16 protein-coding genes are annotated in these 16,532 nt (G+C 67.5%); 11 read left to right on the top strand and 5 right to left on the bottom strand.

Annotated elements, in window-relative coordinates:
* Nucleotides 1–58: 58 nt before the first annotated feature.
* The gene (locus tag FGS76_RS14970) at nt 59–865 is read left to right on the top strand and encodes a metal-dependent hydrolase (protein ID WP_240692554.1); all 807 of its coding nucleotides are present in this window, start codon (nt 59–61) and stop codon (nt 863–865) included.
* On the opposite strand, the gene FGS76_RS14965 is transcribed toward FGS76_RS14970, so the two are convergent.
* Together FGS76_RS14965 and FGS76_RS14960 are read right to left on the bottom strand one after the other, a co-directional pair.
* Nucleotides 862–1,689 (bottom strand): mechanosensitive ion channel family protein, encoded by an 828-nt coding sequence (locus FGS76_RS14965; RefSeq protein WP_138773442.1) that lies wholly within the window; start codon nt 1,687–1,689, stop codon nt 862–864. The two genes, FGS76_RS14970 and FGS76_RS14965, sit on opposite strands and share 4 nt — an antisense overlap.
* Nucleotides 1,682–3,637 carry an ATP-binding protein gene (locus FGS76_RS14960; RefSeq protein WP_138773441.1) on the bottom strand — a complete coding sequence of 652 codons (1,956 nt, stop codon included), beginning with the start codon at nt 3,635–3,637 and terminating at the stop codon, nt 1,682–1,684. Before FGS76_RS14960 ends, FGS76_RS14965 begins: the two co-directional genes overlap by 8 nt.
* 167 nt (nt 3,638–3,804) lie before the next feature.
* On the opposite strand from FGS76_RS14960, the gene FGS76_RS14955 reads away from it, so the two are divergent.
* The 3 genes from FGS76_RS14955 (at nt 3,805) to FGS76_RS19805 (ending at nt 5,532) form a co-directional block, all read left to right on the top strand.
* Nucleotides 3,805–4,209, top strand: a complete 405-nt coding sequence (locus tag FGS76_RS14955; RefSeq protein WP_138773440.1) for a CBS domain-containing protein — start codon at nt 3,805–3,807, stop codon at nt 4,207–4,209.
* Nucleotides 4,210–4,281: 72 nt separating this feature from the next.
* On the top strand, nt 4,282–4,785 hold the full coding sequence (locus tag FGS76_RS14950) for an Mpo1 family 2-hydroxy fatty acid dioxygenase (protein ID WP_138773439.1): 504 nt from the start codon (nt 4,282–4,284) through the stop codon (nt 4,783–4,785).
* A gap of 9 nt (nt 4,786–4,794) precedes the next feature.
* Nucleotides 4,795–5,532, top strand: a complete 738-nt coding sequence (locus tag FGS76_RS19805) for a helix-turn-helix domain-containing protein (RefSeq protein ID WP_276607936.1) — start codon at nt 4,795–4,797, stop codon at nt 5,530–5,532.
* Between the two features lie 53 nt (nt 5,533–5,585).
* Here FGS76_RS19805 and FGS76_RS14940 read toward each other — a convergent pair whose 3' ends face one another.
* Entirely contained in the window at nt 5,586–7,076 is a 1,491-nt protein-coding gene (locus FGS76_RS14940; protein ID WP_138773438.1) for a phosphatidylglycerol lysyltransferase domain-containing protein, read from the bottom strand.
* A complete protein-coding gene (locus tag FGS76_RS14935) occupies nt 7,019–8,176 on the bottom strand; it encodes a lysylphosphatidylglycerol synthase domain-containing protein (protein ID WP_138773437.1) in 1,158 nt (385 codons plus the stop codon). Before FGS76_RS14935 ends, FGS76_RS14940 begins: the two co-directional genes overlap by 58 nt.
* A 263-nt stretch (nt 8,177–8,439) precedes the next feature.
* Here FGS76_RS14935 and FGS76_RS14925 point away from each other — a divergent pair, with 263 nt between their 5' ends.
* Both FGS76_RS14925 and FGS76_RS14920 read left to right on the top strand, forming a co-directional pair.
* On the top strand, nt 8,440–9,306 hold the full coding sequence (locus tag FGS76_RS14925) for a crotonase/enoyl-CoA hydratase family protein (protein WP_138773436.1): 867 nt from the start codon (nt 8,440–8,442) through the stop codon (nt 9,304–9,306).
* 39 nt (nt 9,307–9,345) lie between these two features.
* On the top strand, nt 9,346–10,617 hold the full coding sequence (locus tag FGS76_RS14920) for an O-acetylhomoserine aminocarboxypropyltransferase/cysteine synthase family protein (RefSeq protein ID WP_138773435.1): 1,272 nt from the start codon (nt 9,346–9,348) through the stop codon (nt 10,615–10,617).
* Here FGS76_RS14920 and FGS76_RS14915 read toward each other — a convergent pair.
* Nucleotides 10,614–11,582, bottom strand: coding sequence for an AraC family transcriptional regulator (locus FGS76_RS14915; protein WP_138773434.1), 969 nt, complete (start codon nt 11,580–11,582; stop codon nt 10,614–10,616). The genes FGS76_RS14920 and FGS76_RS14915 overlap by 4 nt on opposite strands.
* 143 nt (nt 11,583–11,725) lie before the next feature.
* Between FGS76_RS14915 and FGS76_RS14910 the strand changes: the two genes are divergently transcribed.
* The 5 genes from FGS76_RS14910 (at nt 11,726) to FGS76_RS14890 (ending at nt 16,418) form a co-directional block, all read left to right on the top strand.
* On the top strand, nt 11,726–13,018 hold the full coding sequence (locus FGS76_RS14910) for a flavin-containing monooxygenase (RefSeq protein ID WP_138773433.1): 1,293 nt from the start codon (nt 11,726–11,728) through the stop codon (nt 13,016–13,018).
* 99 nt (nt 13,019–13,117) lie between these two features.
* Complete coding sequence (locus tag FGS76_RS14905) at nt 13,118–13,963, top strand: bile acid:sodium symporter family protein (protein ID WP_138773582.1); 846 nt, start codon at nt 13,118–13,120, stop codon at nt 13,961–13,963.
* The gene (locus FGS76_RS14900) at nt 13,960–14,895 is read left to right on the top strand and encodes an SDR family oxidoreductase (protein WP_138773432.1); all 936 of its coding nucleotides are present in this window, start codon (nt 13,960–13,962) and stop codon (nt 14,893–14,895) included. Before FGS76_RS14905 ends, FGS76_RS14900 begins: the two co-directional genes overlap by 4 nt.
* Complete coding sequence (locus tag FGS76_RS14895; protein WP_138773431.1) at nt 14,892–15,680, top strand: SDR family NAD(P)-dependent oxidoreductase; 789 nt, start codon at nt 14,892–14,894, stop codon at nt 15,678–15,680. The genes FGS76_RS14900 and FGS76_RS14895 overlap by 4 nt, the downstream gene beginning before the upstream one ends.
* Nucleotides 15,681–16,418: a sulfite exporter TauE/SafE family protein gene (locus FGS76_RS14890; protein WP_138773430.1), complete on the top strand. Its 738-nt coding sequence runs from the start codon at nt 15,681–15,683 to the stop codon at nt 16,416–16,418.
* The last annotated feature ends 114 nt before the right edge of the window (nt 16,419–16,532 follow it).

Below are 16,532 nucleotides of genomic sequence, written 5' to 3'. Positions count from 1 at the left end.
CATGAATGCTCAAGCCCCGGTTCGACGCACTAACAAGAGTGAGATCCAGCCGCGTCGGATGGATTTCTCCTTCGACCCGGAGATGCCGCGTTACTGGTTCGGTGGCGATCAGTTCAAGACCTTGCTGCTGACCGCCCTGTCCTGCACCTTCCCGGAAGGTGAGCGTTTCTTCGTGCGCTCCGTGCGTCACTACCAGAAGAACATCACCGACCCGGACCTGCGCGAACGGGTAAAGGGTTTTATCGGCCAGGAAGCGCACCACGGCAACGAGCATGAACACTTCAACGAATTCATGGAAAACAAGGGCGTGCCCACCCGCAAGGTGCACGACCAGGTCCATGAAGGCCTGAAGTGGATCGCCAAGAAATTTTCGCCGGAGCGGCAACTGGCCAAGACCTGCGCCCTGGAGCACTTCACCGCCATGCTCGCCGAGCTGATGCTGGAAGAGCCGGAGTTTCTGGAAGGCATGGACGAGCGCATGGTGCCGCTGTGGCTGTGGCACGCCATCGAGGAGAGCGAGCACAAGGCGGTGGCCTTCGATGTCTACCGCGACCAGGTGGACAGCTACTGGGTGCGCACCTCGGAGATGGCCTTCACCACGGTGGAATTCATCGGCTTCACCATCTACCACTACATCACCCTGCGCCAGGGCATGGACGACAAGGCCGACCTGCGCTCGGTGGCCAACGGCGTTAACTGGCTGCTCGGCAAACCGGGCTGGCTGCGTCGCCTGGGCCGCTCCTACGTGTCCTATTACAAGCCGGGCTTCCACCCGGAGAAAAAGGACAGCCGCGCGGTTCGCCAGCAGGCTTTGAAAAAGCTGGCCGCCATGCTCGGCCGCCCGGAGCTGGCCGACGCCGCCTAGGCGCTTTCCCCTCGCAATTCCCGGGGGCGGGCAATGCCCCGCTCCCGGAACAGACCGGTTACCCGCAGCACCACATCACTCTGGAACGCTTTTTCGTAGCGCACGTCGAGCACATAGGCCTTGGCGCGCAGACGCACGGCCAGGTATTCCGCCACCGCCACCTCCTCGATGGCGAAGGTCACCGGCTTTTTCAGAAACGCATAGCGGCTGGTGACGATCACCTCCTCGATAATGTCCCGGGCCGCCTGCAGGTCCGCGTCCAGGCCCACGTGGAAATCCGTCACCACCATCATGTCCAGCTCACCGCTGTTGCCGGAGGCCACCACGTCGGTGATGAAGCGGGAGTTGGGGATGGTCACCAGATTGTCGTCCAGGGTTTGCACGCGCACCGCCCGCAGCCCGATGGACACGATCTCGCCATAAGTATCGTCGAAGGTGACCCGGTCACCCACCTGAAACGGCCGGTCGAACAGCAACAGCAGGCCGGCCACCAGGGACGCGGCCACGTCCTTGAGGGCGAAGCCCAGGGCCACGGCGATGGAGCCGGCGGCGGCCAGAATGAACTCCCGGGGCGGGTTGAGCACCCCCAGAATCAAAGCGCCGGTGCCCAGGGTGTAGATGGCGAAGCCGATCAGGGTGGTCAGCTGAAGGATCAGAAAGCGCCGCGCTGGCACTCGGTCCATCAGCGAATGCCCCAGGTGCTGGATGCCCCAGTTCAGCGCCCACAGGCAAACGCCGCCCAGGGCCAGCAGCGCCAGCACGGAAACATCGAACAGATCCAGCACCGTGGCCAGATCGCTGACCAGATCACCGCTTTCATTCATGGAGCAGGTTCTTCCTGTTCAGGTGAGTGATCATGGCGTGGTACCACAGCGGCACCAGACGGTAGCGGCCATCTTCCTCGCTGGCGCGGATAAAGCCCGCGTCGAAGCCGGCCTTGAGCGCGTAGCGCACCACGTTTTCGGAAAGGTGGGTAACCGTCTGGATTTCGTCGCCGGACAGGTTCTCGTGGGTGGCGATGGCGGCGTACACGAACAGCAGGTTCTCGCCGGCCTTGTCCATGGCGGAGCTGGGCGGCAGCGACGGCAGTCCCACCAGCACTTCCCGCCGGCTCACCTTCACCGAGGTCTGCCACAGTTTCAGGGCGGTCATCGGATTGCCCCGGCAGGCGTCCCACAGCAGGCTGAAATAGCGCTGCTCCGCGTTCCGCACATTGCCCGCGTCCGGTCCCCGGGACGACAGCAGCACCTCGTCGTAGCGCAGCCGCAGCCCGCTGCGGTGATGGCGCGACAGAATCAGCGAGCGAATCTCCGCCGGGCTCCAGCGTTTCACCTTGAGGGCATTGCGGAACTGATACTCGCGGCCGAACACATTGCACAGATAGGCCCAGCTCTGGTTGTTGAGCAGGATCAGCCAGAACAGATTGTCGAGACGGGCATTGGTAAGGCGCAGCAGGGTGCGCCAACCGTCCAGGCCGCCGATCCGTGACAGGAACACGTTCTGGCATTCGTCCAGCACCAGCAGGGTGGGCGGCCGGTCGGCGTCGGCCTTGACCAGGCTGGCCGGGCCCTCGGTCAGATCCTCCCCCAGCGCCTCGGCGATCAGTTCGGTGAGCGCCTCCGGCGACACGGTTTTCGGTGGCACCCGCAGGGACACCACGCGCAGCTGCGGATCGTCCTTGGCCAGGCCCGCCACCAGGCGCCCGGCGGCCAGGCTCTTGCCGGCGCCCTTTTCGCCGGCCACCAGCAGGGTGTTCTCGTCGGTGCGGTCCTCCCGCCAGCGGCGGATCGACTTGCCCATGGCCTCCAGCAGGCCGGTGTCGATAAAGGGCGCCGACTCGTCGTCGGGCAGTTCGGCGGCGAACCAGCGCTGGTAGTCCCGGGCCGCCTGGCTGTCGTCCACCTCGCCGTCTTCATCGTCCTCGCTCCGGTTGCGCAGCCGGAACCAGCGGGCCTTGAGGCGCAGATAGGTGTCGAAGCCGGCGAACAGCCGGTCCAGGTAGCGGGTGGCGAAATACACCAGCGCCACCGGCAGCAAAAGGGGCGCGGTCCAGTGGAACAGGCCCCGGCGCAGCAGCGTCTCGGCAATCGGGTCCAGCCGCGAGGGCAGGATGCTCTGCAGGCACAGCACATAGTCCTCCGCCCGGGGCGCCAGCAAGCGCCCCACGGCGGCGTACAGGGACAGCGCCACCAACGCCGCCAGAGCGCCGTGCACCGGGCCCTCCGGACGCACCTGGGCGACCACCAGGAACAGGGCCCAGGGCAGCAACAGCACCAGCGACAGGCGGCGGGCGCGGCGCTCCGCCTGTTCCGCCTGGTCGCCCTGCATGTAATGGCCGGCGCCCTGGGCCACGCGCAGAATCAGCCACTCACCCACCAATCGTTGCAGGCCGAACAGCACATACAGCTTGGCCACCGGCAGCGCCCGCACCAGCCAGCGGGTGGACTCGGAAGCCCCCAGCAGCGGCTCCACCAGGGCGATGGCCAGGGCCAGGATCAGCCACGGCAGCAGCGGCGCCAGGCCCGCCACCAGACGGCTCAGGTTCCACAGCCAGCGCCGCTCGCTGCCCAGTTGCAGCACCCGGGCGTGCAGCGCCAGCAGGCCGCCCCGGGCGCGCTGGCTGCCCTTGGCCAGCAGCACGAACAGCAGCACCCCGACCAGCAGGGCCAGGCCGTTGCCGGCCAGATTGAAGGTGGTGGTGTCGGTGATACCGTAGAACGACCGGAGCGCTTCAAGCACATCCCGTGGCGCCCGGGTCCAGGAAAACCCCATGCTGCGTCCTTTGCCTTGGTTTGCGGACATTGTATGGGCCGGGGTGCCGGGCGTCATCCGGGGCGCGCCAGCGCCACGGTCCGGGTGCTATAGTCGTTGCGGAGGAACCTGTCTTCGCGGAGAGACCAGTCTTCGCAACGGTACGCATAAAGGTGAGGAGAAACGGGATGGCTTCATTGCTGGTGAAGGATTTGATGGTGAGCCACCCCCTGGCGATCCAGGAGGGCACCGAGCTGACCTCGGTGGTGGCCACCCTGCTGCAGAGCCGCTTCAGCGGCCTGCCGGTGGTGGACGGCGAGCGCCGGGTGATCGGCTTCGTTTCCGAGCAGGACTGCCTGCGCCGCCTGCTGGTGGCCAGCTACCACCAGGAGGGCTCGCCGCGGGTGGAGGAGCTGATGCACGACCAGCCGCTGACCGTGCGCGAGAACGATTCGGTGGTGGACGTGGCCGGCATGATGGTCAAGCAGAAGCCGAAGATCTATCCGGTGCTCGACGGCGAGCACGGCCGCCTGGTCGGGCTGTTGACCCGGCGCATGGTTTTGCGCGCGCTCAATGCCAGCCGGCGCGCCTGACCGCTTCGTACAAGTTTGGTTGGAATTGGCACGCTAGTGTTACTGGACCAATAACAAAAAGGAGTGCGTGCCATGCGTGATCTCGCCACCTTTCTCGCCGACTACGGCGAAAGCCACCGTCACCCGGTCAATCAGTGGGTGCATATTGTTTGCGTGCCGATCATCTTCGTCGCCACCCTGGGCCTGTTCTGGCTGATCCCGGTGGGTCAGTGGCTGGGCCTGGAGGGCGCCGCCGCCTACTGGGTCAATGGCGGTACCCTGCTGGCGCTGGCCTGCATGCCTTTCTACGCGCGCCTGTCCCTGGGCGTGTCGCTGCTGATGCTGGGCTGGCTGCTGGTGTCCCTGTGGCTGATCACCACCGTCGACCGCAGTGCCCTGTCGCTGGGCTGGAGCGCCCTGGCGGTCTGGCTGGGTGCCTGGGTGGTGCAGGTCTGGGGCCACAAGGTGGAAGGCAAGAAGCCCTCTTTCCTGGATGACCTGGTGTTTCTGCTGGTGGGGCCGGTGTTCGTCAGCCTGGAGCTGCCGTACAAGCTGGGCCTGAGCCACACCCCGGGTCACGGCGGCAAAACTTCCTGAGACGTGAGCGTGCACCGATCACCCCTGTATCTGTGGGAAGGTGGCTGGTGCATGCTGGCGCCGCACCTGCACAACCGGCCCCACCGGCATGTGGCGGCATCGCTGCTGGTGGGGCTGACCGCGCCGATCCGGGTGCAGCTGGCCGGCCACGGGCTCACCGCCGAGGCGGTGTGGGCGGCGCCGGATGTGGAGCAGGCATTGAGCAGCGACGGGCCGGTGGCGGTGCTGCACCTGGACCCGGATCACCGGGCCTGGCGGGCGCTGCGCCTGCAGGGGCCCGGCGGCGAGTTTTCCCTGGCCGCCCACGGTGAGGTGGCCGCCGCCCTGAACGCTCTGGTGGCGGCCCCGTCGGCGGCCGGCGCCCTGGCCCTGCGCGCCGCCCTGGAAGCCGGTGAACCGCGCCCCCTGGACGAGCGTATCCGCGCCGCCTGCCTGTGCCTGCGCCGTGGCGACGGCGAGGTGGGCGGCGCCGAACTGGCGGCGGCGGTGGGGCTGTCGGAGTCCCGCTTCCGCCATCTGTTCCGGGAAGAACTGGGGGTGAACCTGAAGCGTTTCCAGCTGCATCTCAAATGTCAGCGGGCGCTGACCCTGTGGCGCGACGGCATGAGCCTCACCGATCTGGCCCTGGCCGCCGGCTTCTACGACCAGCCCCATCTCAACCGCACCCTGCGCGCCATGTTCGATACCCTCCCTTCCCGCTATGCTAGGGCCTTTCCCGTCCGGGTCGAGCACCTGGACCCGGCCTGACGGGAACAACCCGGCCTTTCCAGCGGCACCGCGAATCCGGGCGCAGGCAGCGCTCAACCGTGACCGAGAATACGCCGGTAGCCGCCTGCGATAAGCGCGGCGATATCCAGCTGCAGCGTGGACAGCCGTGTGTCCGGCGGATAGGCCAGATACATCGACTGCCACTCGGGGTGCCATTTGTCCTTGAACGCTTTCAGACCCTTGTAGTTGTGGAAGCGGTTGCCGTGCTCGAACGCCAGCCGGGCAAGCTGTTCCGCCGGCCGTGCCCAGGGCGTATCGCCGACGCCGGACAGCGGCGCCATGCCCAGGGAAAACCAGTGATAGCCCTCGGCCTGGGCGCTTTGCATAAGCCGCACGAACAGAAAATCCATGGTGCCGCCGGGCGCATCGCCCAGATGCCGCATCAGGTCGATTGAATACTCCTCGCGGTGCCCATAGCTGGGCAGAATGCTGGCAAAGGCGATCAGCCGCTGATCCGCGTCGCGCACGATGGCAATCGGCGCGCGCTGCAGATAGTCGCGATCGAAACAGCCCAGCGAGAAGGCTTTTTCGGCCGGTTTTTCGCCCATCCAGTCGTCGGACACCGCCGCCAGGGTGTCGAGCAAGGCCTGGTCGAAGGGCGGCTTGAGGATCTCGAAACTCAGACCCAGCCGCTCGGCGCGGTTGAGCGCGCCGCGCTTGTCGCTGTTGTGTTTGCCCTGCATGGAGAATTCCCGCAGGTTCACACGGGCGATCTCGCCCAGCTTGAACAGCGCGAAGCCGTTGTCGAGATAGGCGGACAGATCGTCCGGGCCCACCTGATAGAACACCGGCGTGCAGTGCTGGGCATCCGCCAGGCGCCGAAAATCCATGATCGCGGCCCGCCGCGCGGCCGCGTCTCCCACCGGGTCGGACAAGGCGACCAGGCGGTTGCGCACGCTGGCATAGCCAATCATGGCGTTTTGCTCGTCGCCGCTATAGCGGATCGCCTTGTCGCCCAGCAGCATCAGATGGGAATAGCCGTTGGAGCCGTGGCTTTCAAGCCAGGCGGCCAGCCCGTCGAGCTCGGCGGCGCCGGGCAGCACCAGCGTCGGCGCGGCCCAGCGCGGCCAGGTCCAGATCGCCAGCACGATCACGCTGATCAGGCCGACGAAGGCGCCGCGCAGAAAACGGGGGGAATGCAGGTCGACACCAAACACCAGCGGGTTGAGTGAGCCGCCTTTATAGAACGACTGCCCCAGCACCAGATAGCCCATCAGGGCCAGCACCAGTGCGATGGTCCAGGGCCAGGCGCCGATCTGGCGCGACAGACTGCCCTGGCGCTCGAACGAACCACGGCTGACATAGAGCAACACCGCGATGACCGCCAGCAGCAGACTGGTGCCCCAGTCGAGCCCCCGGGTCAGGCCGAACACCGCGCCGGCGATCAACAGGCCCACCGCCAGCCACAGGGCCCGCCGCAGCCGTAGCGACAACCCGCGCGCGGCCACGATCAGGCTGAGCCCGATCACCACACTGGCCAGATGGCTGGCCTCCACCGCCGCCAGCGGCAGCCACTGCGACAACAGGCGGTTGTGCGATAACAGATTGGGAAAGGCGGCACCGGCCAGCGCACGACACCGGCCGCCGCCGTCAGTCCGGACAGCAGGCGAATGCCCAGATCCACCGCCCAGGCCACCGGCCAGGCGAGAATCGACACAATCGGATGATGGCGCAGGTTGGCGGCCAGCTTCGAGCTGGCCAGCGCATTGGCGCCCAGAAACAGCGACGCCAGCAATGGCACCAGATAATAGGCCACGCGATAGAGCACCAGCGCCGCCAGCGCGGTTTCGGTATCGGTGCCCTGGGCCACCAGCAGCCCGGCGAGGGTGGCATCGAACACGCCGAAGCCGCCGGGCAGAAAACTCAACATGCCCAGGGTGGCCGCCAGCACGAACGCGGCCAGCACCCCCGCCAGCGGCGGCTGGGCACCGAGCACCCACAGCGCGCCCCACAGCACCGTGGCCGCCAGCAGCCATTCCAGTATCGAGGCGGCGACGAAGGCACCGGCCTGGGGCCCGCTCAGACGTTCCAGCGTGGCCAGCCGGCCGATCCGCAACAGCGACGTCATTGCCAGCAGCAGATACAGCGGCAGATACAACGCGATCACGGCCAGCGCCGTCAGCATCAGCCACTGGGGCACCGGCGTGGCGGCCAGAATCGCCGGCCGTGCGATCAGCGTAATCCAGGCCAGAACGGACAGGCCCAGCGGCGAGGCGGTGGCCACCATGCCCGCATAGCGCAACGCCGGGGCGGAACCCACGCCGTCGCCGGTGACCAGCAGCACGCGCAGGCTCGAACCGGTCAGCCCGGACAGGCTCACGGCGTTGTTGATGCCGGTGGCCAGCATGCCCACCCGCAGCCCGGCCAGCGTGGTTCTGGCATAGCCGATCACCCGGGCGGCGATCACGTCATAGGTGGCCGCCGCCGCCACCGCCGCCAACCCCACCAGGGCCAGCGCCGCCAGCCAGGGCGGCGCGATCGCGGCCAGCTGTTGCTGGATGGCATGCAAATCCACATGCCCGGCCTCGAACACCAGCAAGGTAATCACAATCGCCACCAGGGCGACCGGCATGACTTTTCGCAGAAGATGCCAAGGGAAATCGGAGGTGGTCTGATCGTTCATTTGCAACTCATTGGACAGGGGCGCCACACAGCATACCGTCGGGCCCAAGTTGTGGCACGAAGGCGGGGCCCGGGAAGATCGGCATTATTCACCGTCCCGGTTTGCAACGCCGGCTTTACCGTGCCTGTCATCGGTTATGGCCCGCCCATCAGGGGCGCCCAGGCGCGCCATGTTCGATACCCTCCCTTCCCGCTATGCTAGGGCCTTTCCCGTCCGGGTCGAGCACCTGGACCCGGCATAACGGAACAACCCGGGGAGCCCCCATGGACTACCAGCACATCCAGACCGATCTGGCGGACGGCATCGTCACCATCACCCTGAACCGCCCGGACCGGCTGAACGCCTTTACCCTGCGCATGAAGGACGAACTGGTGCACGCCTTCGGCGAGGCGGACCGGGACAACGATGTGCGCGCGTTGATCGTCACCGGCGCCGGGCGCGCCTTTTGCGCTGGCATGGAAATGCAGCCGGAGGACGGCGGCCATGTGTTCGGCTACGACCACGCGGAGGGCGAAACGCCGCCCCTGGACACCATCCGCGATTCCGGCGGCGAGGTGTCCCTGGCCATTTTCAATTGCCGCAAGCCGGTGATCGGCGCTCTTAACGGCGCCGCCGTGGGCGTCGGTATCACCATGACCCTGCCGATGGATTTCCGGCTCGCCGCCCACGGCGCCAAGATCGGCTTTGTGTTCAGCCAGCGCGGGCTCACCCCGGAAGCCTGTTCGTCCTGGTTCCTGCCCCGGCTGGTGCCCATGCACAAGGCCCTGGAGTGGGTCTACAGTGGCGATATCTTCCTCGCCGAGGAAGGCCTGGAGGCGGGCCTGTTCCGCAGCCTCCACGACAAGGAATCGGTGCTCGACGCGGCCCGCGAGCTGGCCCTGAAACTGGTGGCCAAGAGCTCGCCGGTATCGGTGGCCCTGGCCAAGCAGATGCTGTGGCGCAATCCTGCGTTCGAGCATCCGATGCGTGCCCATGCGGTGGAAACCAGTATGATCTACCGCGCCAATGAGTTTTGGGACGGCAAGGACGGCTTCACCGCCTTCCTGGAAAAGCGGGACCCGGTGTTCGACACGGATCTGAACGACCTGCCCCGCGACTTCGGTTTCTGGCCGGAGCCGCCGCTCAAATAACTGAGCCGCTCAAACAACAGAAAAGCAGTGAGGACCCTGATGAAACGAGAAACGATCGCCATCCATGGCGGCTTCGCCGGTGACCCGGAAACCCACTCCGTGGCGGTGCCGGTCTATCAGACCACCAGCTACTACTTTGACGACACCCAGCACGGCGCCGACCTGTTCGACCTGAAAGTGCCGGGCAACATCTACACCCGCATCATGAACCCCACCAACGCGGTGCTGGAGGAGCGGGTGGCGCAACTGGAAGGCGGTATCGGTGCCCTGGCCATGGCCTCCGGCATGGCCGCCATCACCGCCGCCATCCAGACCCTGGCCCGGGCCGGCGACAACATCGTCTCGGTGAGCCAGCTGTACGGCGGCACCTACAACCTGTTCGCCCACACCCTGCCGAACATGGGCATCACCGTGAACATGGCCGATGGCCGTGATCTGGATGCCATCGCCGCCGCCATCGACGACAACACCAAGGCGGTTTTCTGCGAGTCCGTGGGCAACCCGGCGGGCAACATCGTGGACCTGGCCGGCCTGGCCAAGGTCGCCCACGACGCCGGCGTGCCGCTGATCGTCGACAACACCGTGGCCACCCCGGCCCTGTGCCGTCCCTTCGAGCACGGCGCCGACATCGTGGTGCACTCCCTGACCAAATACATGGGCGGCCACGGCACCACCGTGGGTGGCGCCATCGTCGATTCCGGCCGTTTCCCGTGGAAGGACAACCCGCGCTTCAAGCAATTCAACGAGCCGGACCCCAGCTACCACGGCGTGGTCTACACCGAGGCCATGGGCGAAGCTGCTTTCATTGGCCGCGCCCGGGTGGTGCCGCTGCGCAGCACCGGTGGTGCTTTGTCGCCGATGAATGCCTTCCTGCTGCTGCAGGGCATCGAGACCCTGAGCCTGCGCATGGAGCGCCACTGCGAAAACGCCATGAAAGTGGCCCGCTACCTGCGCGACCACGAGAAAGTGGAATGGGTGAACTTCGCCGGCCTGGACAGCGACCGGGACCACGCCCTGGCCCAGCGCTACATGGACGGCGGCGTGCCGGCCTCGATCCTCAGCTTCGGCATCCAGGGTGGCCGCGACGCCGGTGCCCGCTTTATCGACGCACTGGGCATGGTCAAGCGCCTGGTGAACATCGGCGACGCCAAGTCCCTGGCCTGCCACCCGGCCACCACCACCCACCGTCAGCTCAACGATGAAGAGCTGCGTACCGCCGGCGTCAGCGCCGACCTGGTGCGGCTGTCCATCGGCATCGAGCACATCGACGATATCCTGGCGGACATCGAACAGGCCCTGGCGGCGGTTTAAGAGGGTTCCTCACGGCGAAACCGGGCCGGCGTCTCGCCGGTCCAGCGCTTGAAGGCCTTGGTAAAGGCGCTCTCGTCGGAAAAGCCCAGTTCGCCGGCCAGGTCGGCCACCCGGCGGCCCTGACGCAGCGCCTGTTCCGCGCGCTCCCGCAGCAGGGTGTCGCGCAGCAGTTTGAAGCTGGTGCCTTCCTCGGCCAGCTTGCGGATCAGATGCCGGCCGCTGATGCCCAGCTGGTCGGCGATCCGCTCCTTCCCCCAGCCGGGATTCTCCCGGATCAAAGTGCTCACCCGGGCGCCCAGCGAACGGTGGTCGAGCCGTTCCAGCAGCTCATCGGCGAGCCCGCGCAGATGGCGGCAGAGCGCCGGATTGGCGTGCACCAGCGGCAGCCCCAACTGGTCGGCGTCGAACAGCAGCGCGTTATCCGGCGCCCGGAACACCACCGGCACCCCCAGCTTGTCCTGGTAGCGGCCGGGTTGATCCAGGGGCTCGTGGCACAGGGTCAGCCCGCGGGCGCGGAATGCCTCGCCGGTGCTCCAACGGCTCAGGTTGAGCAGGCTGGCGAGCACCGCTTCCACCCGCTCCGGGCGGCGGGTGGCATAGCGCGGGTGGTAGCGCACCGCCACCTGGCCCTGTTCCTCGGCGACCTGGAAATCCCCGCCCTCGCCGACAATCGGGTGGTAGTCCAGCAGGCTCTCCAGGGCTTCGCCCACGGTCTCGCAACTCATCAGGATCATGCCGGCGGTATCCAGATGCCCGACCTGCAGGGCCAGGCCCAGATCCAGCCCCACCAGCGGGTCGCCGGCGGCCTGGCAGAAGTGCTCCCAGAGCCGGTCCTGGTGCGCCAGGTCCACCCGCTCCCGGTCCGCCGGGGTGGCCCATTCCTCGGGCAGGCGCAGGCCCAGCCGGCGGGCCGCCTGGACGATGGCCTGGGAGAAATGGACGGTAACCGTGGGCGTATGGGTCATGGCGCTGGCCGTTGAAGCCGCTCCCGCGGGTTGTGGGGGACAGGGTGCCTGTCCTGAATTAACCGGTGGTTGGTCACGAATAAGCCGTGCCCGGCGGGTGGGCCCTGGCTAACCTGAAAGCATAACAATAAACCGGAGCAAGCATGTACGCAGTGATCGGAGCCGGCCCCATGGGCCTGGCCACCGCCCGTAATTTGCAAAAGCAGGGGCTGCCGTTCGTGGGCTACGAGCTGCACGACGACGTGGGCGGCTTGTGGGACATCGATAACCCGCACAGCACCGTCTACCAGAGCGCCCACCTGATCTCCTCCAAGCGGATGACCGAGTTCCGGGAATTTCCCATGGACGAGTCGGTGGCCGCCTACCCCCACCACTCGGAACTGAAGCGCTACTTCCGCGACTACGCGGAGCACTTCGACCTGCGCCGCCACTACCGCTTCGCCACCCGGGTCACCGCCCTGGCGCCGGCCCCCGGCGGCGGCTGGCAACTGACCGCCGAAACCGGCGGGGTCAGCGATACCCGCCATTTCGACGCGGTGCTGATCGCCAGCGGCACCCTGCACACCGCCAATCTGCCGACGCTGCCGGGCCGCTTCGACGGCGAGCTACTGCACGCCAGCCAGTACCGCCGGGCGGACCAGTTCCGGGACAAGCGGGTGCTGATCGTCGGCTGCGGCAACTCCGCCTGCGACATGGCGGTGGACGCGGTGCACCAGGCCGCCCGCGTGGACCTGTCGGTGCGCCGGGGCTACTACTTCCTGCCCAAGTTCATCGGTGGCCGGCCCGCCGACACCCTGGGCGGCAAGCTGAAGCTGCCGCGCCGGCTCAAGCAGTGGCTGGATGCGCGGCTGATCCGCCTGATCGTGGGGCGGCCCAGTGACTACGGCCTGCCGGACCCGGACTACCGGATGTACGAATCCCATCCGGTGGTCAACTCCCTGGTGCTGCACCACCTGGGCCACGGCGACATCACCCCGCGCCGGGACCTGCGGGCGGTGGACGGCCACACCGTCACCTTCAGCGACGGCGAGCGGGCCGACTACGACCTGATCCTGATGGCCACCGGCTACAAGTTGGATTACCCCTACATCGACGCCGCCCACCTGAACTGGCACGGCGATGCGCCCCGGCTGTACCTGAACCTGTTCCATCCGGAGCGCGACGATCTGTTGATGATGGGCATGATCGAGGCCGCCGGCCTGGGCTGGGAAGGGCGCAACGAACAGGCGGAGCTGGCGGCGCTGTACCTGCGCCGCCTGGCCGAGGGGCACCCGGCGGCCCTGGAACTGCGCCGCCTCAAGTGGGAACGGGCCGGCCGGAACCTGGACGGCGGCTACCAGTATCTGAAACTGGCGCGCATGGCCTACTACGTCCACAAGGACAGTTACCGGGTGGCGGTGGCCGACCACGTGCGCGCGCTCCGCGCCGAACAATAACAACATGCCCGGCGCCCGCGCCGGCAAGGAGGAGGGGTGCAGAGCACCGTTGATTTCAACACCGGCAGCCTGATCGCGCTCAACGGCATCCTGGCCTGCATGATGTTCGGGGTCTCCCTGTCGTTGCGCGCCGACGACTTCAAGCGTGTGCTGGTCAGGCCGGCGGCGCCACTGGCGGGCCTGCTGGCCCAGTTTCTGCTGCTGCCGGCGCTGACCTGCGCCACCACCTGGTGGCTGGACGTGGACCCGCAACTGGCCCTGGGCATGATCCTGGTGGCGTCCTGTCCCGGCGGCACCTTCTCCAACATCATGACCTGGCTGGCGCGGGCCAATGTGGCGGTGTCGGTGAGCATGACCGCGGTATCCAGCCTGGCCGCCACGGTGCTGACGCCGCTCAACTTCGCCTTCTACGGCTGGCTCAACCCGAACACCCGCGAGCTGGTCACCGACATCGCCCTGGACAGCACCGGCATTCTGCTGCTGGTGGGGACGGTGCTGGCGGTACCGCTGCTGCTGGGCATGGTGGTGGGCAAACACTATCCGCGCTTCGCCGACGCCGCCCAGAAACCCATGCGGGTGTTTACCCTGCTGGTGCTGCTGGCCTTTGTCGGCATCGCCTTTGGCAAAAACATGGACGTGTTCCTGGCCAACGCGGACCGCATCGTTGCCCTGGTGATCGGGCAGAATGCCCTGGCGCTGGCCCTGGGCGCCCTGGCCGGGCTGGCGGTGGGGCTCAGCCGGGCGGACCGGCGGGCGGTGACCCTGGAGGTGGGCATCCAGAATTCCGGGCTGGGGCTGTCCATCCTGTTCACCTTCTTCCCCCAGGCGGCGGGCATGATCCTGATCGCCGGGTTCTGGGGTGTCTGGCATCTGGTCAGTGGCCTGCTGCTGTCGCTGCTGTGGTCACGCAGCGCCGGTGACCGGGCCGGGGAGACCACGCCATGAGCCGCATTCTGATCACCGGCGCCGCCGGCTACATCGGCCGCCAGCTGGGCGAGCGGCTGGCCGCCCACCACCAGGTGCTGGGCCTGGATGTGCGGGTGCCGGAAGGCCTGCCGTTCGAATGCCGCCAGGGCGATATCCGCGACCCGGCCCTGGGTCGGTGGATGGCCGAGCAGGGCACCCGGGTGGTGGTGCATCTGGCGGCGGTGCTGGAGGACTCCGGCGACCGGGCCCGGGACCACGACATCGATGTGAACGGCACCCGCAATGTGCTGGAGGCCTGCGTGGCCAACGGCGTGGAACAACTGATCGTCACCAGCTCAGGGGCCGCCTACGGCTACCACGCGGACAATCCGCCCTGGCTGGACGAGGACGCCCCCCTGCGCGGCAACCCGGAATTCGCCTATTCCGACCACAAGCGCCAGGTGGAGGAGCTGCTGGCCCGCTATCGGCATGACCACCCGCGACTGGGGCAGTTGATCCTGCGCCCGGGCACGGTACTCGGCGCCACCACCCACAATCAGATCACCGCCCTGTTCGAGGGCCGCCGGGTGCTGGCCATCGCCGGCTCCGATTCACCGTTCGTGTTTATCTGGGACCAGGATGTGGTGGGCGCCATTCTCCATGGCATCGACACCGGCGCCCGGGGCGTCTACAACCTGGCCGGCGACGGCGCCCTGCCGATCCAGCGGGTGGCGGCGTTGCTGGGCAAACCCCTGCGGGTGGTGCCGGCCTGGCTGCTGGCCGGGGCCCTGGCGGTGGGCAAGCGTCTGCGGCTCACCGGTCACTCGCCGGAGAAGGTGAACTTCCTGCGTTACCGGCCGGTGCTCGACAACCGCCGCCTCAAGCAGGAGTTTGGTTACCGGCCGCGAAAAACCTCGGAGGAGACCTTCCGCTTTTTCATCGAACAGGCCCGCGCCCGGGGGCGGTTATGAGCACCATGCTGATCACCGGCGCCGCCTCCGGCCTGGGCTGGGCCCTGGCCCGGGCCGCCTGGCAACGGGGCTGGCGGCTGATCCTGGTGGACCGGGACGGCCAGGCACTGGCGGAAAGGAGCGCCCGCCTGGCCGGCGTGGACACCGAACGGCTGCGGCACTTCGCCCTGGACCTCACCGACGCCGAGGCCCGGGACCGGCTGGTGGCGACGCTCCGTGACCAGCCCCTGGACGTGTTGGTCAACAACGCCGGCATCACCCACCGGTCGGCGGCGGCGCGCACCGAGATGGCGGTGTTTCGCCAGGTCATGGCGGTGGACTGGGAAGCGCCGGTGGCGCTCACCCTGGGCCTGCTGCCGGCGCTGCGCGCGGCGCGTGGCACGGTCGTCAATATCGGCTCCATGGCGGGCTGGATGCCGGTGCTGGGGCGGGCCGGCTATTGCAGCGCCAAGGCGGCGCTGGCCCAGTTTTTCGAGGTGTTGCGGGGCGAAGTGGCCGACGATGGCATTGGCGTGCTGATGGTTTACCCCAGTTTTCTCGCCACCCCCATCGAACGCAACGCCCTGGGTTTTGACGGCCGGCCGGCGGCCCATGCCCGCTCCTCGGTGGGGCGGGTGCGCGACGCGGACTGGATGGCGGCGCGCATTCTCGATGCCCTGGCCGCCGGCCGCCGACGCCTGTTTCCGGATCGCTTCACACTGTTGGCCAGCCTGCTGTGGCGGCTGGCGCCGGACCTGTATCATCGGCTGATGCGCCGCCGTTTCGCCGGTGAACTGGATCACTGAATGCTGGATGTTCTGACCTCGCCCTGGGCCCTGGTGGCCCTGTTCGTGTTGCTGGCCTACACCACCGAAGCGATGACCGGCTTCGGCTCCATCGTTATCGCCCTGTCGCTGAGCGCCCTGGTGCTGCCGCTGAGCCAGCTGATGCCGGTGCTGGTGCCGCTCAATCTGCTGCTCAGCGGCTATATGAGCCTGCGGTACCGGCGGCTGGTGGATTGGCGCCTGCTGCTCACCGGCATCCTGCCGATGATGGCGCTGGGCACCCTGGCGGGTTTTCTGGCGCGGCCGGCCCTGGGGCACGGTGCCCAGTGGCTGTTCGGCGCTCTGGTGGTGGCGTTCAGCGTGCGTGAGCTGTGGCGGTTGCACCGTGCCACCGCGGTGGCCGCCCACGGCCCGCTGTGGAGCCGCTTCTGGATGCTGATGGCGGGCCTCACCCATGGCCTGTTCGCCTCCGGGGGGCCGTTGCTGGTGTACGCCCTGAGCGGCGTGCAGCTGGACAAGAGCCGCTTCCGCGCCACCCTGGTGCTGGTCTGGTTCAGCCTCAACCTGCTGCTCACCGTCGGTTTCCTGCTGGACGGTGCCCTGCTGGCGCAATGGCCACATCTGCTGGCGCTGGTGCCGGTGGTGCTGCTGGGCATTCTGCTGGGAGAGGCGCTGCACCACCGGGTCGATGAGCGTCGCTTTCGTCAGGTGTTGTTTTCGGTGCTGCTGCTGGCCGGCCTGGCCCTGCTGATTCGCTAAAGCCCGCCGGTATACCAAAGCCCGCCGGTATACCAAAGATTGACGTGGGTGGGTGACCGCGCCCGGTGATCCGGCTAGCATCGGGGCCATCATCATTGGCGGGCCCCGGGAGAA

Origin of the sequence: Alloalcanivorax gelatiniphagus, assembly GCF_005938655.1 — a bacterium.
Taxonomy (GTDB): Bacteria; Pseudomonadota; Gammaproteobacteria; order Pseudomonadales; family Alcanivoracaceae; genus Alloalcanivorax; species Alloalcanivorax gelatiniphagus.
Note: the sequence above shows the minus strand (reverse complement) of the source record. Positions and strands in the feature narration are given on the sequence as shown.